This window comes from Sphingomonas sp. BAUL-RG-20F-R05-02 (assembly GCF_022662305.1).
In the GTDB taxonomy this organism is placed as follows: domain Bacteria; phylum Pseudomonadota; class Alphaproteobacteria; order Sphingomonadales; family Sphingomonadaceae; genus Sphingomonas.
The window spans coordinates 1-21,680 of the sequence record NZ_JAKNQH010000011.1 but is presented as its reverse complement, the minus strand read 5'-3'; the positions used below and the strand labels follow the sequence as shown (position 1 = coordinate 21,680).

General features: G+C 61.6%; 15 protein-coding genes. 8 read left to right on the top strand and 7 right to left on the bottom strand.

Annotated features, from left to right (window positions below):
- The first annotated feature begins 1,447 nt into the window (after nt 1-1,447).
- Nucleotides 1,448-3,034, top strand: coding sequence for a hypothetical protein (locus L8F97_RS17765; protein WP_242153308.1), 1,587 nt, complete (start codon nt 1,448-1,450; stop codon nt 3,032-3,034).
- Nucleotides 3,035-3,256: 222 nt separating this feature from the next.
- Here the strand turns inward: L8F97_RS17765 and L8F97_RS17760 are convergent, their stop codons facing one another.
- On the bottom strand, nt 3,257-3,808 hold the full coding sequence (locus L8F97_RS17760; protein ID WP_242153305.1) for a recombinase family protein: 552 nt from the start codon (nt 3,806-3,808) through the stop codon (nt 3,257-3,259).
- Nucleotides 3,809-4,558: 750 nt separating this feature from the next.
- Here L8F97_RS17760 and L8F97_RS17755 point away from each other — a divergent pair.
- On the top strand, nt 4,559-5,134 hold the full coding sequence (locus L8F97_RS17755; protein ID WP_242153302.1) for a hypothetical protein: 576 nt from the start codon (nt 4,559-4,561) through the stop codon (nt 5,132-5,134).
- 592 nt (nt 5,135-5,726) lie between these two features.
- Here L8F97_RS17755 and L8F97_RS17750 read toward each other — a convergent pair.
- Both L8F97_RS17750 and L8F97_RS17745 read right to left on the bottom strand, forming a co-directional pair.
- Nucleotides 5,727-6,524, bottom strand: coding sequence for a hypothetical protein (locus tag L8F97_RS17750; protein ID WP_242153298.1), 798 nt, complete (start codon nt 6,522-6,524; stop codon nt 5,727-5,729).
- A gap of 256 nt (nt 6,525-6,780) precedes the next feature.
- A complete protein-coding gene (locus L8F97_RS17745; protein ID WP_242153295.1) occupies nt 6,781-7,152 on the bottom strand; it encodes a hypothetical protein in 372 nt (123 codons plus the stop codon).
- Between the two features lie 648 nt (nt 7,153-7,800).
- On the opposite strand from L8F97_RS17745, the gene L8F97_RS17740 reads away from it, so the two are divergent.
- The 4 genes from L8F97_RS17740 (at nt 7,801) to L8F97_RS17730 (ending at nt 10,857) form a co-directional block, all read left to right on the top strand.
- Nucleotides 7,801-8,529: a hypothetical protein gene (locus tag L8F97_RS17740; RefSeq protein WP_242153292.1), complete on the top strand. Its 729-nt coding sequence runs from the start codon at nt 7,801-7,803 to the stop codon at nt 8,527-8,529.
- 43 nt (nt 8,530-8,572) lie between these two features.
- A complete protein-coding gene (locus L8F97_RS17735) occupies nt 8,573-9,493 on the top strand; it encodes a DUF2971 domain-containing protein (protein ID WP_242153290.1) in 921 nt (306 codons plus the stop codon).
- 235 nt (nt 9,494-9,728) lie between these two features.
- On the top strand, nt 9,729-10,061 hold the full coding sequence (locus tag L8F97_RS22985; RefSeq protein ID WP_409929059.1) for a PilZ domain-containing protein: 333 nt from the start codon (nt 9,729-9,731) through the stop codon (nt 10,059-10,061).
- A gap of 517 nt (nt 10,062-10,578) precedes the next feature.
- The gene (locus tag L8F97_RS17730; RefSeq protein WP_242153287.1) at nt 10,579-10,857 is read left to right on the top strand and encodes a hypothetical protein; all 279 of its coding nucleotides are present in this window, start codon (nt 10,579-10,581) and stop codon (nt 10,855-10,857) included.
- 815 nt (nt 10,858-11,672) lie between these two features.
- Here the strand turns inward: L8F97_RS17730 and L8F97_RS17725 are convergent.
- From L8F97_RS17725 to L8F97_RS17710, 4 genes are all read right to left on the bottom strand, one after another.
- Nucleotides 11,673-12,005 (bottom strand): hypothetical protein, encoded by a 333-nt coding sequence (locus L8F97_RS17725; protein ID WP_242153284.1) that lies wholly within the window; start codon nt 12,003-12,005, stop codon nt 11,673-11,675.
- A 521-nt stretch (nt 12,006-12,526) separates the two neighbouring features.
- Nucleotides 12,527-14,773 carry a glycosyltransferase gene (locus tag L8F97_RS17720; RefSeq protein ID WP_242153281.1) on the bottom strand — a complete coding sequence of 749 codons (2,247 nt, stop codon included), beginning with the start codon at nt 14,771-14,773 and terminating at the stop codon, nt 12,527-12,529.
- 57 nt (nt 14,774-14,830) lie between these two features.
- The gene (locus L8F97_RS17715) at nt 14,831-17,068 is read right to left on the bottom strand and encodes a tetratricopeptide repeat protein (protein ID WP_242153278.1); all 2,238 of its coding nucleotides are present in this window, start codon (nt 17,066-17,068) and stop codon (nt 14,831-14,833) included.
- Entirely contained in the window at nt 17,065-18,069 is a 1,005-nt protein-coding gene (locus tag L8F97_RS17710; protein WP_242153276.1) for a glycosyltransferase family 2 protein, read from the bottom strand. The genes L8F97_RS17715 and L8F97_RS17710 overlap by 4 nt, the downstream gene beginning before the upstream one ends.
- A 143-nt stretch (nt 18,070-18,212) precedes the next feature.
- Here L8F97_RS17710 and L8F97_RS17705 point away from each other — a divergent pair, with 143 nt between their 5' ends.
- Both L8F97_RS17705 and L8F97_RS17700 read left to right on the top strand, forming a co-directional pair.
- Complete coding sequence (locus L8F97_RS17705; protein WP_242153274.1) at nt 18,213-18,977, top strand: glycoside hydrolase family 75 protein; 765 nt, start codon at nt 18,213-18,215, stop codon at nt 18,975-18,977.
- A gap of 175 nt (nt 18,978-19,152) precedes the next feature.
- On the top strand, nt 19,153-21,555 hold the full coding sequence (locus tag L8F97_RS17700) for a DUF3772 domain-containing protein (protein ID WP_242153271.1): 2,403 nt from the start codon (nt 19,153-19,155) through the stop codon (nt 21,553-21,555).
- Nucleotides 21,556-21,680: the final 125 nt, after the last annotated feature.

Sequence of the window (21,680 nt, the reverse complement as noted above, 5' to 3'; positions counted from 1 at the left end):
ACTTCTGCGGGCGAGATGTTCGCCGCCCGGCCAACTGGCGGTAGGGTCCACTACAAACATCATCCTGGACAAAGCGGGCTTATGTGGGGTCGGATCGAACACCTCGCCATTTGAATGGCACCAGATTGCATGGTGCTCTGCGCGGGCGTATGTGTGTTCTAGCTCCCATATTCTCCAGCCGGTAATCATGTGGCCCGACTGTTCTGTGACTAAGCGCTCGACATTCTGGAAGCAGCGCCCCGTTGTGCAGCCCGGCTGAGGTTTGCCGGTGACGTACTGAAAACCCTCAGTGCCTCTTCTTTCCCTCAACATCGCTAGAATGCCTACGACAAAGGGCGAGGTAGGGTTTTGAGGCTGCAAGGGGGATAAAGTCATATTCGGCATAGAGGGCTCCAGAGACTAGGCTTTCAGTCCGTGAACCGGGCACACGCTTACCTTCTTGCAGATCAGGCCCCCGGTCAACGCGGGATCGTCCGAGGCGCCCCCTGCGAACGTTGCGGAGGTCCCGGACAGTCCTGCGTTCCTGCCGATCCGGAGGGACGCTGAAGGAGCCTGAAGAGGCCGCATGTTCACGGCTGGAACGGCCGATTTGGGCTCTGGAAAATCTTGTGGGATGTCAGCGGCTTGGAATTAGTACTGACGTATAGAGTAATGTGGTGCCCCGCCGCCGCCCGAAGCAGCCCGGCAGCCTCTCTGCTGATTTAGTGCAGACAGATAGAGAAGTCGCGCCGCCGTCTTCGAGTAGCCCAGCGGGTGCCAGCGGGACCGCCCGAGTTGCCACCCACGTAGGGACAGCCGCGCCCCTTCCGGAAGAATTGCCCCGCACATATGAGCATCGACGGGGGTACCGCTGATTTACTGCTCATATATGCATAAGTAGGACTGCTGCGGCGATATACTCCTTACATATGAGCAAGTCTGCCAAGCGCTCTCCAGCCGTGCCGGTCCGTTCTCGGGCTGTCGGGCTCTCACGCATTTTGTACGGACATAGGGAAACCTCCAGCGCCACCGCGATGCATTTGCCCCCAACGTAGGAGCAGCCACAAGGCCCGCTGCGGGCCTTATCCCTCACGTAGGAGCAGGCTGCCCCTTCGAGGCCCTAGAGACCTACGCGCTTTCCGTGCTGTCTGAAGAAGGGCTGGAGAAGCTGGAGGCACTGGAGAAGCCCGTGCGGGGCACCCTCGATCTAGCGGACGTCCTGAGGGCCGATTACGCCTTCGCCTGAACGGGCACCAGATGCAGATAGTCTGCAATTGGCGATTTACCCCATACGTATGCACTGTCGATCAAACCGCAACTTATGTTCTAAAGAGTAATCTTTAAGGGACTAGTTGCACTTTACGATGAAAGACCCTGAAGAAGGGTATTCAATGGAATAATCATAATGATAATCACTCAAGGGCCTAAAGGGTCTCAAGAGAATGCTTTAGCGTCGGTCCAATCGGCAATGGCCGAGATGCTCTCAGGAACCCTAAAGTCCTCGGTCCATCTTTTGGCATCTCTAGACCCCGGAGCCGGTAAGACTGAAGCGCTGTGTTCATTTCTCCGCTCATGGAAGGCCGATCACTTCAGCCCAGCCGGTGGCGCTCTCGTGGTCCTCGCGACCCACAAGGAAATCCAGAGCTGCATTGATCGCGCTGGGCTAGAGACGCAGGACTTCGCGGTCCTGATCCACAAGAACGCCCCTCTAGCGTCTATCGGATCGACAGACCCCGCAGCCGCTCCTGTCCTCTTCACGACCCGCGAGATGCTCCACAGGCGGTGCCAAGGCAAAACCTTCGCCGAGACTAGCTGCTATTACTACCTCGGCCGCCCTCGAACTCTGAAGGTGTGGGACGAGGCCTTCATGCCCGCCAAGGACGTAACGCTTCGAAAAGACCTGATCGTCCAGCCATTGGCCGAGCTACGTCTCCGCGACTTCCCCGCCGCAAGGACGCTAGAGGCCCTAGGGGACTCACTGAGCGCCGATCGGATCGGGCAGGCTACCCATGTAGCTCTCGCCGTCTCAAGCGCCCCTAAGGCCCTCCAGACGCACCTAGGCTTGAAGGCTGGCGATCACCTCTCGGCCCTCCAGTCCCTCGCAGGCCGGGAAGGCGTCGTCGTCGATTGCAACGGGCTGGGCCTGCACCTCGCCGGGGCCGTCATGCCCCTGCCGGAGGATTTTGCGCCCTGCCTAATTCTAGACGCCTCAGGGCGTGTTCGGGAGACCTACATGGCTATGGAGACGGCGGGCACCCTCAAGCGCCTGCCGGGCTTCACAGCCGGCTACAGCGGCCTCCGCGTCCGCCACTGGAACCGGGCGGCCAGCCGATCGACCCTCAAAGACGATGAGGCCCGGCGAGAGGTGTTGTCAGCCGTGTCCGACATCATCAACGAAGGGGACGACGCTGAACCGTGGCTAATCATCCATGCACAGGACCGCGACAGCTACAGCATCGTAGAGGAGCTGCGGGGCCTCACGATCAATCCCGAGCGCCTTGCGTTCCTCCACTGGGGCAGCCACCACGGCACCAACGAATACCGGCACATCCGCCGCGTAGTTGTCCTGGGGCTCTGGCGGCAACCCTCGCCGACCTACTCGGCCCTGCACATCGCCGCAGGGGGTCCGCTGGAGACGGCTGCGGTTAGGGAGACCGTTGAGGCCATCAAGGCCGGAGAGCATCGGCACAACCTCTTGCAGGCCGTGTGCCGCTCCTCGATCCGAGAGGGCAAGCCGTGTGAGGTGTATATCGTGGACAAGCTCAAGGGCGCCGCTGGGCTGCTCACGGAGACCTTCCCCGGTGCCGTAGTGTCCTCATGGAACCCTGAGGGCCTGAAGCTCCCTACGGCGGCCCTGCGGCTCTCTATGGCCATTGAGGAGGGCCTTAGGGCCAGCGGGGGCGGGACGGTGACTAAGCGGACCGTCATGGACCTGTATGGCGCCAGCGGGGCGGCCTTCCGGAAGACCGTCACGAGCCCGGCGATGGTCGATTGGATGGGACTAAGGGGACTGCGGGTGGCAACGCGGTACTTTGAGGACTTGAGGGCCGCATGAGCCGGAGGGGCTTCCGGTCCCTCTGCGGCCTTCGACGGTCCCTCGCTGTCAACACCCAACCTGTTGGCGGGATCACCCGACCTTGCGTAAACGGAGGCAATCACAACCCGTGTATTATCAATACAATACACTTAGAGGCCTAACGAATAGCAGCCGCCTTCAAACCCGATTATCTTCCCGGCCGTGCGCCCCGCATGTGCCGCTCAAGAGCGTTAGGTCCCCTCAGGACACGGCCTCCAAGACCCGGTAGACGCTCGCGCGGCCGATCCCTAGGCGCTTGGCGATCTCCGCCGGGCCCACACCCGCGTCCTTCAGCTCCCGGACCTGAGCAACGTTGATCGACGGCTTGCGGCCCTTATAGACCCCTGCGGCCTTGGCCTTTGAGATGCCTTCCATCTGCCGTTCTTTCCGTAGCGCGGTTTCAAACTCGGCGAAGACCCCGAGCATTTGGAGGAACGCCTTACCGGCTGGCGTAGAGGTGTCGATAGGCTGCTCTGTGGCCCGCAGGAACGCGCCGCGATCCTTCAAGGTTTTCACGATGGCCTCAAGGTCAGCAACGGACCGCGCAAGCCTGTCGATCCGCGTAACCATAAGGGTGTCGCCGGGTTGAATGAAGGCCAGCAACGTCTCCAGCTCCGCGCGGCCCTCCATTGCCGTTCCGCTCTTCTTCTCCGAACGAATAACCGTGCAGCCTGCCGCCTTGAGGGTGGCCTCTTGGATCGCCGTGTCCTGATCCACCGAGGAGGCCCGCGCGTAACCGTAACTATTGCTCATGTGTGCCGTTCCGTCTCGTTAGGGTCTAGATGATCCTTAAGTGAGCGTCTCGCAAATCGAAGTCAACCCTATTAAGACGGGATTAGCGTCTCATTCAAGCGTCCCGCTCAGGTATACCTCTGCAAGACGATGCGGCTGGAGGGGAAATATCCCCCCCAGAGCCCGGCCAATCCCTCCGGGCATCTGCCGACTCACTCGGCCCTGCCGCGCCAATGTTTCCCAAGGTCCTCGACGGCATCCGGCAGGAGGCGGCACGCGACACGGACACGGCAGCCCTCGCGGCGCACCGCAGGGCTCGGCTAGGCAGAGGCAGACGGTAGGCTCCCCCTACGGGTCCCTCTCGGCGCCTGCGGGCTCCTGTCGCCCCTCTTTGCCAAATCGCAATTCAAAAGTGGCGCTTCGCTCGGGCACAAATTCTGGCGTCAGACCACGCACGCCACCACGGCCGCTCCTGAGTTTTCTATGGGTCCCCTAATCCCTTTGGGTCCCATCCACCCCCTTCCGATGGAACCGGATGCGAAACAACAATCGCTCCGCAGAACACCAGGCGTCCTGAAATTACAGGGGCCCCTCGGTTCCATCCGAACCACCTCCGTTCACCTTGCCGGGTTCCTCCGATGCTGAACGGCCGCCTGAGGCTCTGCGCTTCAACCCTCCAAACCAACTTCATCGGCCTGTCGGATAGCTACCGACCATCCCGCATGATCCGCGAGACCCTTGAGGGTCCGCATCATCCCCAAAGAAACCGAAATGACCGATCAAATCGAAACCATACCCACGTCCTTACTCTTCGAGGGCAAACCCATAGCGATTGTCACCTTCGAGGACGGCGGCGTTCCCTATTTCGCCCTTGACGACCTCTGCGATGCCATCGGCTGGAGCAAGGAAGTCGCAGCCGCCAAGGTCCAGAGCTACCTGTTCCCCGCCCACGGCAAGCGCATCGCCCAAGAGGCTACCGAAGACGGCATCGTCAACGTCACTGTCCTAAGCCCGGTAGGCGTATTCTACCTCGCGGACCTCATCGACGCCCCCAAGGGCCAGCGCCTCACCGCATGGGCCAAGCGCGAGGCCCGCAAGCTCTGCCCGAACGCTTCCGAAAGCGATCCGGCGATGTTCCTAACGCTCTCGCCGGGCCGTCGCCGTCCTCCACGCCCCATGAGGTACTCCGGATGGCTCGCTGAATGGCTCGTCCTCAAGGCCACGACCAATGCTCTAGGCGCTCACAACCCCGGCCGGGAGCTGCAAGAGTTAGCGCTGGAACGTGCGTGGGAAGCCCGAGCGGAGCAGCTCAAGGCGGCGCGGGAAGCGAAGGGGGAGGTAGCATAATGGCACGTGTCCCACGCAATCGTTCATCCGCTGGGTCCTACGGCGCCCTCACCGAAGCAGAAGCGGCAAGTGCCGTCCCCCGTGGTGCTCTATCCGAGGCCGACGCGGCCCGCGCGGTCCCTCGCGGCGCCCTCTCGCAGGGGGATGTTGCCCGGCTTCAAGCCGCTGGATTGCCTGTCCCTGCGCTCCACTCGTCCCTGATGGCCGGAAGGAGCACGCTGTCCCAAGCGGATGCTGTCCGGATGAAAGGGAGCCGTTTCTTGCCGGGAGTTCCTGCGGGGTACAGCGGGCCCATGACGGAGGAAGAGGCGCAGCATTTCGCTGGAGGGGCCGTACCGTCCCGTCAGGTGTCCGGGCGGTCCTCTATACCATTAAACCGACGCTTCATGTCCGAAGCCGATGCCGCACGTCATCAGGGCTATATGTCCCAAGCGGACGCTGATCGCCAGCAAGCCCCCTCGTGGTGGAACTGGCTCGGGTTTTAGATGAAGGCATTCCTCGGCTGTCTTTAGGGGTAGCCGAGGCACTCGCGGCCCTTTGCTGGGCCCGATTCGTCGCACTACACCGGGTCGCCTGTAACGGGAGTTGCGTGTCATGCTCCATGGGGAAGAAGAGCTACGATCGGATGTGCGATTTGTGCGGCTGCTGTAAGCGCTCCGTAGCCCCTGAGGACCCAATCAGCCGTTTCGCTCACTTCTTTAGCGAACTTAACGCGATCAAATATCTTCTGAAGAACTTCGCCTGTCTTCTTGACCATAGCTTCATATGGGGGCGAGACGCCTGCGTCCGGAGACCCTCGATCCAGTGCCAGATATGCAGCAACAACTTCTCGCAAAGACGCGAAAGTCTCAGGCCACCCGTAGATGCCCACTTTTGTCAGCTTTAATACAAATGCTTCGAGCCCTTCGATTAGTGCCGAACGAATGAAATCTCTCTCCGATAACTCCCGTTCCCGAAGCCATTCGAGAAGCTGCTCGATGTCAACCACCAGCTCTTCGAGCTCTTCATTAGAAACAACAGTATATCCATATTTCGGTCGCAAGTAAGCGCTCGCCATACGAATGGGGAGCAAATTTGCATCAGTGAGATAATGACTTGTGGCATGGGCCCATTGGTTCTGAGTGCCGGCCGGGGTAAACGCGTGACGGGTCGTGTTTAGGCAGTTTACAGCCGTGTCTGCGATATCTTCATCTAGACCGACCTCCTTCATCATTTTGATAAGATCGTCGATGCGAGTGTGAATTGCAGCCAATATCCTGACAAAATCACCTGACCACGGCGGAACGCCAAACTGAGTCCCGAGATAATTTTCGCCGGAGTCGGTGGTGGACATCCGTATCCGCATGCAAAGATCGGTAAACTCTCGTGCGGGATCGGTCTGTTCGGACATTTTGGTTCCGGTAATCGCTGCTAAGCCGTTCACACTGACCCGCGACAATCCGCCGCGCAATGTGCTTGATGCGATTGCTACCTTATACTCATCCAGAGGGGCACGGTAGGGCCCACTGGGGTCGGCTTGTTTACCGATCGGCTGATAGTTCCCTTGGTTCCCTTCTGGGTTCCGGGGGTTATTTTTCAGGCTGCGATGCCCTGCGCTCCAGAAAGGTTCGGCCGAGCCCCGGAAGGATGCTAGGAGCCAAGGCCGGTCAATTAATCCCGATCGCCTCCCTTATCTCATTGATAAGGTCTATGCAGTGGCTTACGAATTCGCCGCGAGTATCAACCAATCCCCCAACCTCTGAAACATCGCCTTCGTCGAAAAAGGCTTCGCCTGCGCCTTTAATGGCGAACGGCAGTTCCGTACGTCTGGACAGTAAAGTGTTATAGCTGCGCCCTGCGCCATGTTTTAGCACGTTAACGGCCAGCCGATAATCGACGAGGCGGTCTGCTAGGTCGCAACGCTTTTTGTCGCGGAGCATCTTGTCCAGCTCGGCGTAAGCGTCATTGCACGCGAACCGTTGCTGGAGCATCCCCTCGAACGTGCCAATCACGCCTACGGCGATGAGGGTGATCGCCATTGAGCAAGTCCGAAGCCCATTCACATCAACCGTGCGTGCCCCTGTCATGAGGTTTGCCACGAGCCTACTAATGGTCTCCTCCACCTGCGCTGAAAGCATGCGAGGGGCGCGGGAGAGGTGCTCAAAGTCAGACACGGCGGCCATACGGCTAACTTGGCAGCAATAACGCAAAACGCAAGGAAGGCGCAGACGGCCGCCTCAATGTACCCTAAGCGCCTGCGGCCAATCCTCTTGCCCCGGTACGTCCTGCCAAGTCTTCAAGTCGTTGGCGTACCTCGTCGCTACTGCATCGGCGTTACGGCGCCGTTCCGCGCCCGTTTTCGCACCGCCACAACGGAGGCCTCACAGCTTGCCCAACCGTTGCCGCAGGGCCTCCCACAGGCACCTCCACGCCTCGCGCTGCTGCAGCCCCCTCAGGAGGCCGCAGGAGAGTCGTCACAGGCCATCGTCCCCTATCAGGCACCGGGAGTACCCGGAGCGCCCGGTAGTGGCCTGCCGGTCCCCTATGAGGCCCCCGGAGGCCTTGGCGCTGGGGTACGCGCAGAGCCCGGTGATGGCCTCCCGCTCTAATGCCCTTGCGGGATCGAGGAAAAGGCTTCAAGCCGTCTAAGTCGATCCCACCTCCTGCTATCGGCGCTCTAGATTGTCGTGAGCAATCAAAATGCGCCTTCTCTTGGCGAGTTGACGCAGTATTTACGGACCATGTCCCGCAAGCCTCTGCCCGCCCCGACTGAAACCGGCGTCCTAGTGCAGTCGCGGCGGCGATGCTGCATCTGTTTCGGACTGAACAGAGATACGCAACTCAAGGCGGGACAAATTGCGCATCTCGACCAGAAGAGTTCAAACAACGCTGAGACTAACCTCGCCTTCCTCTGTTTCGAGCACCACGATGAGTACGATAGCGTCTCATCGCAACGCAAGAACCTCACAATTGGCGAGGTGAAGCAGTTCCGAACGGAGTTGTATGAGAGCATCAACAAGGCCTTCACACAGCAGGTGCATTTCGGCGAAATAACGACGCCCGCAAGTGATCCCTTTGCGGGATCATGGATACGCGTTGGCTCAGGCGAGGATGGTGCCGAGCTGAACTTCACGCCGCTGCCCGACAGCTTCGAAGGGAATGTGCAGTATTACGTTTCGGGGCTTGCCCTTTACGGCACCAGCCGTCCCTATGGCCCGAACCTCGGCATCCTCGAATTCACGGGAGAGCTGATCGAAGGATGCGAAATCGTTTACGCACGACCGCTTCGCGAGGATGAGGTGACAACGACGTGGCTTCGCTTCATCGACGGAATGTTAGAAGTGACCGAGGAGAATTGGCTCGGCGCATACGGCATGAACGCGTCGTTTCGGGGGAAATACATCAAAGCGGTTTAGATAACCCTTCACCGTGGGACTTTGTTTAACAGGAGCCGCCGATATGACAGAAGAAGACGCTACACCTTCCCTGCCAACGATACATGATCGTGTTTTCAGGCCTGACCCAAACGCAGCGCTGTATCATTATTGCAGCACCGCAACTTTTCTAGCCGTTGTTGAAGGAGGAAAGTTACGGTTCAGCGACGTTAACATGATGAATGATGCTAGAGAAACCGCCTATGGGTACGGAGTATTTGAAAGTGCGGCTACCGCCGCCTTGAAGCTGGCTCGCCAAAAGCCTGAATTAGACGGCTTAGACGTCAAGTTCCTTGATAGCGTTGATGCTTATATCTCTTCCAAGCAGCTTATCAGTCACCCGGTCATATCCTGCTTTTCGAAAGACCCGGACGTGCTGAGTCAGTGGCGCGGTTACTCAGATAATGCGCAAGGCTGGGCAATAGGTTTCGACGCCAATGCTTTAAGCAGGATGCCCATTACGCTGTTTGAGGTTCTTTACGATCGCGACCGCCAGATCGAAGAAGTGCGCAATGAACTAATTTTCCTATTCTTGAAGTTCAAAGAGTCTGGGAAAGATTTCAAAGGTGCGGTTGGTCAAGACGCGGCGCGTCTAGCCAGCTACCTTCTAGCTTATAAACACTCATCGTTCCGCGAAGAGCAAGAGGTGAGGGCGGTACACGAACTGCGAGTAGATATCGCGGAGGACGGTTGGCAACTAGTCGATGAAGGAGGCGTATGCGACGGGTCGCCTGTGGCGGGGGAGACCATTCGGTTCAGAGCAGCAGGCGCGGACGTGATTGCATATGTGGATATCCCGCTGGCACGGGGAGAGGGGCCAGTGATCCGAGAGCTATGGTTCGGACCCAGGAATCAGAATGGTCCGGGCAATGCTCTATACCCGCTATCTCAGCATGGTTATCGATCGGTGGCCTTGCACCACTCAGCGTCCAGTTTCAGGGGCTAAGGCCGATCGACCGAAACTAATTTTGGCGTCACCCTCAACCGGTTAAGAAGACGGACCCACAGTTCCTCACGGTCCATCCAGTCCGGCCTCGTGGGCTCCTCAGGGATCGGCTTGATGCTCATCGGCCGTTTTGGAGCCGATAACGTCGCCCCGTCGCCTGCCGCCATCCTTCTGCCCCGGTCGCAATCACCGCAGCCTTGAGATTGCCTTAAGTAGTTTTGCGTAGGCGTAGGCTATGGTCGATGCGAGGCTTCCAACAAACCGTTCAGCTTGGCGCGACGAGCGTTATGTCGAGCGACAGCCAGTTCGGCTACCGATTAGAGTAACCTCAGCGATGATGGGGGACGTACCCGGCATCCTTCTGAACGTCTCCGTGTTAGGAGTGCATATTAGCACACCATTCGCGTTGCAGCACGGAGCGGACGCGACAATCAACGTGCACGGCGAAGCGGCTCAATCGTGTCGGGTGGCATGGTCTGTTTACGGCTTTGCCGGGCTTCAGTTTATCACGCCGCTTTCAGAAGCGACGGTTGCTCACATAGTCCATATCAGCAACCATCAACGCTGATCGTTGCTAGGTTCAGCGGTGTGACAAGCATACGGCACTCCGCTCGCTATCATCTTGAGCCGCTCAGCCCCTCAAGCGTTTCACCAGCCGGACCCAAAGTTCCTCGCGGTCCATCCAATGGGGCATCGTGGGGCCTTCAGGCGTCGGCTTGATGCTCACCGGCCTCCCTCGGCACTCAATGCACCGCAGACGCCCTCCGCAGACCTCCAGCCACTCGTTGTCCCCGTGGGCTGCAACCCAACGCTTGAACTTCACGGCATCCACGACGCCCACGTGGCCGCAACGGCACTTGGCCCGCACGTTGGCCTTGTTGCGGATGTAGTCCGAGAGGGACCGGAAGCGAGTGTTTGCGCCCATGCGGGGGCAGAATGGAACGGAAAGGGAACTGTAGGAAAGGGCGGTAGCATTTTAAGACTCGGTTTACCGCCTCCGTACACCGCCCCGTCTTACCATCGGTTAACATTTACCTTTTGTTAACCCGCAACGGCGACTTTTCAGCCGAAGACGAGGTGGCTACATGCAGAAGTCGAAAGCGGTTCCGATAAGGCATGCACCTGCAAATGACGATTGGACGCAAGGTCTCGATGATGCGGCAGTGCGCCGGATCAAAGATGCTGCTCGGGAAAACATCGATCTACTTCGGAACGGGGTGGGGCAATGTGTCCATATCGCCGTTGAGGCCTCTGAAGAGGTCGCGGCAACGATGATTGACTATGCAATTCAGCTAAACGGCCAAGCAAAGGAGGCAATCCGACGCTATGGCAGCGCCGCCGAGCGGTGGGAACGACTTCGCTAACTGTAGGCGCCGCTCGGGCCTGCCACGGCGTTGGAAGACACCTGTGGCTTCTACGGAGCCTCGCGGTTACTCGATGACAACCAGTTTTGTTTAGCAGCGCCTTGTCCGCGCCTTGGTAGTGGACGGCCATCCGAGACGGTTTCGTTTGCGGTGGTCGGGCTAGACTGTGCGAGTACGCTGCATCGGTCTAGTCCTTCAGTTACCCGGTGCGCGGACAGTTAGCGCAAGCTCAGGGCCGCTCGCCGCGAACCCGCAGCACTCCGCAGACACCAGAAGGGGCGCCGAGTACCCCCAGAACGCTCGACACGCTCCAGCGGACTCCCAGCGCCCCTACAATGGCCTCGGGACGGTATGCTACTTCTTCAAGCTGCAATGGCCTGCACGTTCCTCAACGACCCGGAAGACTGCAAGATGCCGCGCCTCGGTTGAGGCCTCTCGTGTCGTGCCCGTGCTTGAGTTTTCTAGAACCCCGTCCAGTAACTCATCGTCCTTCCCGATCGTATCTTGGCACGCCACTAGGACCGCGTCCGCGACGTCCCGAGCCGGGTCGGTGGAGGCTGCCAGTTTGCGCGACCAATCCACGATGCAAGTTTGTCCGGCGTCGGACACATGCTCGGCCTTGGGGCCTGACGCGGTGGAACAACGATCCGGGTCATAGGAGCCTGTGCAGGCTGCTAGTGAAGCCAAGAGGATGATTGGTACAGCAAGGCGCATGATGGCTCCCCAAGGTCACGACGGGCGCTTTGGCGCCCTTATACAGAAGCCCCGACACTCTTCAGAGCGCCGAGGCATCCGTCAGTCAATCCGCTGGGCGGTCAAGCCGCGAGCCGTAGGACCTCCGTGTCATTCGCGGAGAGCGCCACAGACTGGACCGGGTGTCCCTCGACGGTGCGGTCCGCCTGTTCGATTAGGAAATGGTCGCCCATCCAATGTGCCCGACCATCCTCAAGATAGACTGGCGTAACCGCGCCCTCGTGCGCCCGAAGGGTCTCAAGGTCTTCAAGGGTTAGAACCACATTCTGCATCGGCTTGCCGCTAATAGTTTCGTCCCGCTGCAAGACGACAAACAATCCGTCCCCTAACGGCTCCGCAGTGCCTTCCTCCAGTTCGATTGTAAGGACCGCAGCGCTCTCGCTCGTAATCATCATCTCAAACCCTCCCGCTAGTGACCCGCCCGAGCCCGTTAGCTCCCCCGGCGGGTTAACCGTATTGCACAAGCCTTGACTAGGTACAAGCATACGTACAAAAACGGAGCGGATGTTGTGCAGTTTACCAAGCAAAACCGCCACTTTTCGGCTCTGGTGACACAGTCCTCTTCTGGGCACCAGCACTTCTCATGTGCTTGCAGTCTCTCGGGGATCGTTCAAGGAACGACCCCCGGAGAGCACCTGCTACCCTGCTGGATCGTTCCGAAGTCTGGCGTTTTCTTCGGACTGACCGCCTCGCTATGGCGCCGCGTCGATTTGCGGGAGTGGTGGCCCGGATCGAGATGGGGATCGAACCTGTCCGCGCTAAAGCTGGCCAGTCGGTCGATACGATGCTGATGCAACCGTCGATCCACAAGCCTGCCGAACATCCATTCCGATCTGCTCGCCACCCGTTTGGCGCTTTCCGTACAGTAGCCCGCTTACTCTGGTCGCGGCGTATCGCCGCTACGACCAGACGCCGGTTAGAGCCCGTTCAGCATCTTCAGGCCCGTGCTGTAGATCGTCGGCATGCCATGCTCGATATACAGCGTCCGCGCGTAATCCTCGATCACATCGGCGCGATAGGCGGTCATGTCGTTACCGAAGCGCAGCACCACATAGTCCACCTCCAGTGCCGCCAGCAGCGCGCGCTGTTCGTCGGGTTCGAGGCACTGAATCTCGAAGTGGATGACCATCGGCAGCGCGCCGTGATCAAGGATGTCGAGGATGATCGCCTTATCCATGCCCTCGGCATCGACGACGAGGATGTCCGCCGCGCGTCCGCCAGTTTTGGCCAATACGTCCTGATAGGTGACGACCGGCACTGCGATCTTGTCGATGCACGACTGGATCCGCGACTTCATTGCTTCATCGACCGTCTTGCCGCCGATCGCATTCTTGTCGTCGTAGATGGAGGACAGGCCGATCACCCAGCGCGGCAGGTCCAGTTCCGCCACCCGCGTCGGATTGATGGCGTTCAGTATGAGTTCGCCCGGACCGGTGCCATATGCGAAGGGCAGCAGCAGCGCGTTGCGGTTGTTGCGATATCCGCGCTCCAGCGCCGCGAACATGTAAGGATTCGGCTCCAGCAACACCGCCGGCGGATCGTAGTTGATCATCACCGGGCGTAGCGGGTCGACCAGCATGCCGTCGGCCGCGCCGATCTGCCAGACCATCCGATCGTCGTCACAATCGAGCAGCCAGGCGACGACCTTGCCGAATTCAAACGCGATCCGGTCTTCCGCGTCGATCGACATATCTTGATGCAGCACTGCCGCGGTGGCGACGCTGCTGGTGCGGATCTCGCGCATTCCGGCGATCAGCAGGCCGACATCCTGCGACCATTCATCATCATACCCGGCAAGAATCGCGACGGGTTCTTGCAAATCACCCTTGCCGAGCAGATCCATCGCCTTGTCCTTGCGCGCCTGCGCGGGAAGCCAGGAGCCACCCCAGACGTGGATGCCGAAACTGTTGCCCAGCGTGCATCGGCGCACTGCCGACAGCGGCTGGTCGTAGAGATAGGGGTAGAACGCCTCGGTTCCGAGCCGGCGGTGCGCGTGGCGTTTCAGGAATGCGCCGAACAGCCATGGCCCGGTGGAAACGTTGGTGCGCGTCTCATCGAGGTCATGCGTCATGATATGGTCGAGCAGTTCGCGGAAGATCGCGTGGCCCTTCGGCGCACCGACAAAACCGACCGAGCAATATTCGGTCGAGGCGTCCTCATTGCAGACGGTCAGCGTGCGCGACATCTCGGCGACGTCGAAATGCTGGTACGGCATGATGTCGCAGTCGAGGTAGATGCCGCCGAAACGATAGAGGATCTCGTAGCGTGCGATATCAGCCCGCATGGAGAAAACCGATATTTTCTCGATCTTGTCGCGCGAAATGGTCAGCGTCGCCACGTCGGCGTCGGTCCAGGTGATAAAGCGCGCCTCTGGGAACTGCCGCTGCCATGCGGCCCAATACGCTTCGTAATGCGGCGGCATCGGCGTGTTGCCGAGCCAGACACGGTGGAACAGGCCATTTTCCAGATCCGGGTCTTGCACCACCCCCGGAGCAACCGGTTGCGTGACGGCAGTCGCGGCACTGGAGAGCGCCTGCTGATGGATCACGTCGTAAGCGCCGCGCGTCGACCCCCAGAGTTGGTGCGCGTAGACGGGATCGAGGCCGTCATAGGTGATGCCGGTGAAATGCTCCGGGATGAAATAATGGCTCGGATAGATGCGCAGGCGGATATAGCCGTACGTGCGATAGGCGTCGGTCAGGCGCTGCGGACCGACGCTCTGCCACGCCATGCGGTCGACAACGGTCGTCTCGGCCGCGATGTCCTTGATGATCTGGCCGACGAACGGATTTCCGGCTTCGCATCCGAAATAGCCTGCAGCGATCAGCCCTGGACGCGCGACTTCGTTCTCCCACGCTGCGAACGCGGCGCATTCGAGGAGAAAGTCGTCGAGCGGACGGATGCAGATGCTGTCGGCATCGACCAGCACGCCGCCGTGGCGGTAGAGGATTTCCCAACGCATCATGTCGGCGACGCCGTTGAGTTCGCGCGTCCACATCGCGTCCATATGGGCGCGGTTGATCCATTCGGTGGCGGCGAAATCCTGATTGCCCCACAGTCGAAACTCCCAATCCGGGTGCAGGGCGCGCCAGGTTTCGATGCAATTGTCCGGCCGCTTTGCGTCGTCACCGATCCAGATGACGTGAATGCGCTTTGGAATCATGTCGGCGTTACCTTCTTGGCCGGGACCGGATGCTTGCCGAGTGGTAAACAGGCATGTTTAAGTTTGTGTTATCGTAATCGGCGCGGGGAGCAGCCCGTCGAGACGGCGGCGGTGTGCGCTCTCGAACGCCGCCTCGATCGCACGGGCGTAGCGAGGCGTGTCAAACAGCGGCGCGCGGGTGCGGTTGGCGCCGAGCCGCGCCTTGATCGTCGTCAGCTTCGCCGGATCCGTGGCGAGGTCGAGCGCGGTCGCTTCATACTCCGCCTCGGTTTTCGCGATCAGATCGCGCAGGTCAATCGCGGTGAGCAGGCTCGCGGCGACACGTGCGGCGAACTGGCGGCCAATCAGGGTGAGCACAGGCAGGCCGCCCCACAACGCATCACTGGCGGTGGTGTGTGCGTTGACCGCGAAAGTATCGAGGAACAGGTCCGCATGGGCCTGACGGGCGAGATGGTCGGCATGCGGCAGCTTTGCGGCGAAGATCAGTCGCTCGGGATCGACGCCACGCGCCTGCGCTTGCTTGCGCAGGTTCGCTTCCGCAGTGGCGTTGCCGCGGATCAGCCACAGCACGCTGCCTTCAACCGCGCACAGCAGCCGCATCCAGATCGCCCATTCGTGCGGGCCGATCTTCCAGTGCTGGTTGAAGCAGCAGAACACGAAGCCGGCCGCCGGCAGGCCGACCGCGGTGCGGTCCGCAGGGCGTGGGCCGATCGGACGACGGTCGTCGTTCGGCTGGTAGCTGCCCGGCAGGCGGATGACACGCTCGCTATAATGCGCGCCGTCGTCGGGCGGGATCACCGTCGCATCGGCGATGATGTAGTCGAGGAAATCCGCGCCGATTGACCCGGGATAGCCGAGATAGCCGATCTGCACCGGCGCCATCCGCCGTGCGAACAGGCCGGAGCGTGCGTCGCGGGTATGGCCCTTCAGGTCAATCGCGATATCGAGCGCGTGGCTGCGCGCCAGAGCGACCGCCTGTGCATCGGTGAGCGCGTGCAGATCGTGGAAACCGTCAAGGTACGTCGATACGTGCTGGCGCAAGCCTTCATCTGTGTCGGCGCCGAAACTGTAGGCGTGGATCTCGAAGCGGCTCCGGTCATGCTCGCGCAGCAGGCCGGCGAGCAGGTGGATGGTCGCGTGATCGTGAAAATCGGCGGAGAAATACCCGAGCCGGATTCTGGCGCCCGGCAGCGGTGGCGTCAAAGCGATGTCCGCTTCGTGGGGCAGAGCTGCGGCGAAAACGCGCGCCCTCGCCAGGCTTCGCGCGGGATCGTCCTCGAACGGCAGCGCGGTGAACGGCGCGATCGGCTCGACGCCAGACGCAGGTTCGATAGGCAGGGCGGCGAATGTGTCGCGCCCGGACCAGTCGCACAGATGCGCGTCGAGACTCAATGTCTGTGCGCGCAAGGCGGTATCGTCGGGGTGCAGCGCCAGTGCGTGCGTGAAGGTGGCATGGGCCTCCTCCAGCGCCCCGGCCAGCGAAAGGGCGGTGCCGAGGTTGACGAGCGACGGCACCACGTCCGGTGTGACCGCGACCGCCTGCCGGAAAGCCGCGACGGCAGCGTCGCGAGCGCCCATCTCAAGGTGCGCATAGCCGAGATTGGTCAGGGTATCCGCATGATCCGGCCGTATCGCCAGTGCCCGCGAATAGAAGGCGGCCGCTTTGCCGAACGCGCGCCGCTCACGCAGCAGGTTGCCGAGATTGTAGAGCGCGTCGGCATGATCGGGCCGCAGCGCCAACGTGGTGTGGTAGGCAGCTATCGCCTCATCGTCGCGGCCCTGCGCACCGAGTAGATTTGCGAAATTATAGTGCGCCTCGACCAAATTGGGCCGGAGGGCGAAGGCGCGGCGATGGCAATCCTCGGCTTCCGCGAGCCGCTCCTGCCGCCGCAACGCAACCCCGAGATTGGTGTGAATGACCGCATCGTCAGGTTGCGCTGCAAGCACGGCGCGGAACGCCGCCTCGGCACGCGCGGCATCGCCGACGCCAAGATACGCGGCGCCGGCTACCCCGTGCAGCGCCGTCACGTGTGGGAAGCGCGCGATCAGCGCCTCGGTGTCTCGGGCTGCCTGCGCGTGCTCGCCCCGTGCATAGCTGGCCGAGACCGCCGCTACGCCGGCTTGCAGAACGGCGTTGTCGTTGTCCGGGGGGGCGAGGCGGGCTAATCCCTCGACCGCCTTGCGGTTGCCTGGGTAGCGCGCCAGTACCTCCTCAAGGAGGCGCCGCGCTTCCGCCACATCGCCACGCCGCTCGGCGCGTTTCGCCTTGGCGAAGATGGTGTCCGTTCCGCTCATCCCAGCACCGCCAGCTGTGAGCGCACGACACCCAGATTATGCGCGGCAAGGTGGCTGCCGCGCCCGGCTACGCTGCCTTCCAGTGCTGGCCGCTCGCCAATCGCAAGGCAGCGCTCCCATGCACCGCTCGCCAGCGGTAGCCATTTGCCGATCGCTTGTCGGGGATCGGCAATCGCCTGCTCGAGCAGCACATCGCCAAGCACGAAGAAGAAGTCGGGCGATTGCGCCCAATTGCCTAATTCGGCATCGGCGAGGTCGAGCGCATCCTGCAAGCGCCCCGCCCTGGACAGAGCCTGTAGCGCGCAGACGACGAGTTCGTGCCGCCAATTGGCATCGGCGGGAGTCACCGCCAGCGCCAGCGCATAGTGGGTGCAGGCGTCAGCTCGGTCCGCGCGCATGTCGGCATCCTTGCCGAGCTGGTAAAGCAGGTACGGGTCGTTTGGGCGTTCGCTGAGGTCGCCGAGCAGCAACGCGTGGTTGCGGCCATGCTTGCCGGTGATCTGCGCGTCGAGATAGCCGTCGTGGCCAAGATGCAGGTCGATTCGCGCGCGCGGCAGATCGGAGGCGACCTGCTCATGCACGCGGCCTTGATAGCGCGTGCCGCGTGGCAGTACGCGCGTGATCCAATTGCGCGTGGTGGATGCTCCTTCGGCATCGCTATGGATACACACGCGACCAAGCCGGGGCGGACCCGCGCACCATGCGCGAAGGTGTTCGCCACCGCTGTTGAGCCACTCGTCGGCGTCGAGCACGAGATTGAAGTCGGCGTCGGCGAGCGCAAGCGCCTGATTGCGAGCGACCGCGAAACTGTCCGGCCACGTCATGTGGTGCACCTCCGCCCCCGCGCTGCGGGCGATGGCGGGGGTGTCGTCGGTTGAGCCTGTGTCCAGCACAACCATGCGATCGACCCAAGGCGCAACGCTGTCGAGGCAACGCGCGATGCAGCGCGCCTCGTCTCGGACGATCAGCGCGGCGGCAAGGACAGGACGGCGCTGCGGCATGGGTTTCTCGATCAAGAGGGTGTTGCCGCTCTTGTCGCAAGTCATGGTTAACAAACGCTTGAACATCGCGGTGGCGTGTTCGCGTTGCGGAGCCATATGCTTGCACGGCAGTTCTCAAGTGACCATTTCCCGAAGGATTGTGCATGTTGAAATCCGGTGTTCTCGCGGTGATCCTCGCCACGTGTGCGATCACGCCCGTCTGCGGTGCGCCCGTGACGGGCTCGGCCGGCGTTGCCGCGGGTGTGGTGATCGACGAAGCGTATCGCCGCGAGTTCGGCGTGTGCGACCGGACCGATACGTTCTACGGGCACGCAGTGCACGGGTGTCGCAATGATCCCAACGCGGTGACGATGCTGCGGCGACGGGCGGATGGCGCGATCGTCTATGTGTCGAAGCTCGCGGTTGATCTCGATGGCTCGCCGTTCGCCTGTAGCCCGAATCATGGCGCAATGGATCAATGTCCGACCTCGCTGATGCTTCCGGACGGTAAAGGCGGGGAGGTGCCGGTCGACGCCGATGCGGTGCCTTATGTGGTGATTCCATGGGCGGGTCCGCGTGATGTGCGGGGCAGGTTTACCGCCCTGACGGGCGTGCGTACCGGTGATTTCGGGTACGTGACCTATCACGGCGTCACTGTGCCCGTGATCGTCGCCGACACCGGCCCCTTCGAGAAGCTTGGCGAAGGATCGCTCGCGCTGCATCGTGCGCTCGGGCGTGAACTCTGCGCCGCGCGTGACCGCAAGGGACGGTGTACGCAAGTCGTCGATCCGATGGAAAGTATCGGCGGCGACGTCACGACCGTGCTGTTTCCCGGCAGTGCGCGCCATGACCTGACGCCCGCGACAATAGCAACGACAATACGATCGGAGGTCGCGCGGCTGCGCGCATCCGAGAAGCACGCGGGCTAAGGGTCGGTCGCGGGTCAAAGCGTTAGCAGGCTAGGGGGCGGGGTTGAATGCAGCGGCCCGCACACGTTGAGTCGGCAGGGGCGGTTTGATACGGGGCATCCACATCTTTCTGGCAGTATCCTTCCTGGCTCCTGTCCGGAGCCGCTGCTCTGGTTCGGGTGGCAAGGAGGCGCGATTGCGACGACCTGTACGCGTGACGATACGGTGGCTGCTGTGCGCGCTGTCGCTGATCCTGATCGGCGTGCCCGCGTCGGCGCAAACGCCGCCGCTCGCCGCGACCGTGGCGCAGATCGGCCAGGCCGAACACGATCTCGGTGCAGTCGACCGGGCTCTGGATACCCGCGTCGATGATGAGAAGCGCAAGGATCTGCGCACGAGCGCGATGAAATCGCAGCAAAGCGCGCGCGATGCCGCCGGCGCGCTGGAGGATCAACTGACTCTGGTGCAGGCGCGGTTGACCGAGCTCGGCGGCGCTCCGTCGGGCGGTGGTGAAGCGCCGGAGCTGCACAACCAGCGGGCCAGTCTGACGCGGCAGCAGCGCACGATCGACGTCGCGATGCGCCGTGCCAAGCTTGCCGATGTCGAGGCGCAGCAACTGCTCGACGAGATCGACCGCAGCCAGGCTGAACAGTTCGGCCAGACGCTCGCCACCCGCGTCGATTCGCCGCTTACCCCGTCCTTCTGGGCCAACGTCATCGCGGCGGTGCCGCGCGATGTCCGGCGCACCAGTCTGTTCCTGTCGCAAGGCGGCACGCAAATTCGTGCGCAGTGGCGTGGTGGCTGGCCATGGCAGGCGTTTGTCGGACTGGCGCTCGCGATCACGATCCTGTTCCCATTGCGTCGTGCGACCCGCCGTGCAGGCCAATCATACCTGATTGAGGACGCACCCGGCCACCGCCTGCGCCGGTCCGCAAACGCGTTGTGGCGGGTCGCGACCGGCACGTTGTCGCCTTTGTTGGCGGCGGTGGCGGTGGTGCAGGGCATGCGCTGGGCCGGGTTGCTGCCGAGCCGCTGGAGCAGTCTGCTCGACGCATTGGTGGTCGCGGGCGGATACGCGGGCTTTAGCGCAGCCGTGACCGGCGCGGTGCTGATGCGCAGCCAGTCCTCGTGGCGGATCGCGCCGATCGACGACGAAACCGCGCGGCGTCTGCGCCCGCTGTCGCTGCTGCTCGCCGGGCTGGCTGGCGTGAGCATCGTCGTGGATGCTTTCAACACCGCGATCGGCGCCAGCGGTGCCGCGATCGTGTTGACCGAAGCGGTAAGTGCCATGCTCCACCTTCTGCTGGTCGGCGCTTTGTTGCTCTCGCTTGGGCGGTTGCGTGGGCAGCGGCTCGATCAGGAAGATGCGAACAGTCTGTCGGTGAGTGCGACGCTGGGCGCGGCGATGCTGATCCTATGGGTGGCGGTAGCGGGCGCCTTGATCGCGCTGGTGCTCGGTTATGTCGGTTTCAGCGTATTCGTCGGCCGCTTTCTGGGATGGACGGCGGTGTTGGGCTGCGCGTTGTACCTCATGACCAAGGCCGTCGACGATTTCTCGACAACTGTGTTCGTACGCAGCAGTCGGGTGGGCCTGACCTTCACCCGTGCCTTCGGGGTGCGCGGCAGCGTGGTAGAGCAGTTCGGCATCCTGTTGTCCGGCTTTCTGCGACTCGCACTGGTCGTCGTCGCACTCGGGCTGTTGCTGTCGCCGTTTGGAACAGGCGGCGGCATTGGGACGCTGTTCGGCCGCCTCGGCACGCTTACGCAAGGGCTGGAAATCGGCGGGGTAGCGATCTCGCCTGGCGTGATCCTGCGTGGCGTCGTGGTGCTGTTCGTCGGGCTTGCCCTGGTGCGTGGTCTGATGGGCTGGCTCGAGAACCGCTACCTGCCCGCGACCGATCTCGATGGGTCTAGCCGTAACTCGGTCAGCCTCGTGATCCGCTATCTCGGTGTCGCGCTGGCCGTACTGTGGGCGCTCTCATCGCTCGGGATCGGCGTCGAGCGTATCGCGTTGCTGCTATCGGCGCTGTCCGTCGGTATCGGTTTTGGCCTTCAGGCGATCACGCAGAACTTTGTCTCCGGCCTGATCCTGCTTGCTGAACGCCCGATCAAGATCGGCGATCTTGTGCGTGTTGGAACTGACGAAGGCGATGTGAAGCGAATCAGTGTGCGATCCACGGCGATCGAGCTTGGCGACCATTCGACACTGATCGTGCCGAATTCCGAGCTCATTACCAAGTCGGTCCTCAACAAGACGCTCACCGGCCCGCTCGGGCGCGTGCAGATCCAGTTTTCGGTGCCGCTCGGTACGGATGTCGACGCCGTCGAACGAATCGTGCTGGAAGCCTACACCGAGGAGAAAGCGATCCTCTCTGCACCACCGCCTTCGATCTTCATCGACTCAATCGTCGACGGGCGCATCGTATTCAACAGCTTCGCCCATGTGAGTGGGCCGCGCGCTTCCTACGGGGCGCGAAGCAACGTGTTTAAAGCCGTGCTGCGTCGGCTGCGGGAAGAGAGCATTGATATCGGCACCGTCGCGCAGCGCCTGGAACTTCTGACGTCCCCGTCCGAACCAAAGGCTGAACAGCAGGAGTAGCGCGCCCTCAGGCGTCGGACATGTCCCGGGGCGGAGTTGCGGTCGAGCAAACGTTTAGCTCTGGTCCGTGGGCAGGGAACGGAAAAAGTTCGGAATGTTGGAAAAAACAGTTTGACGATGTGTGG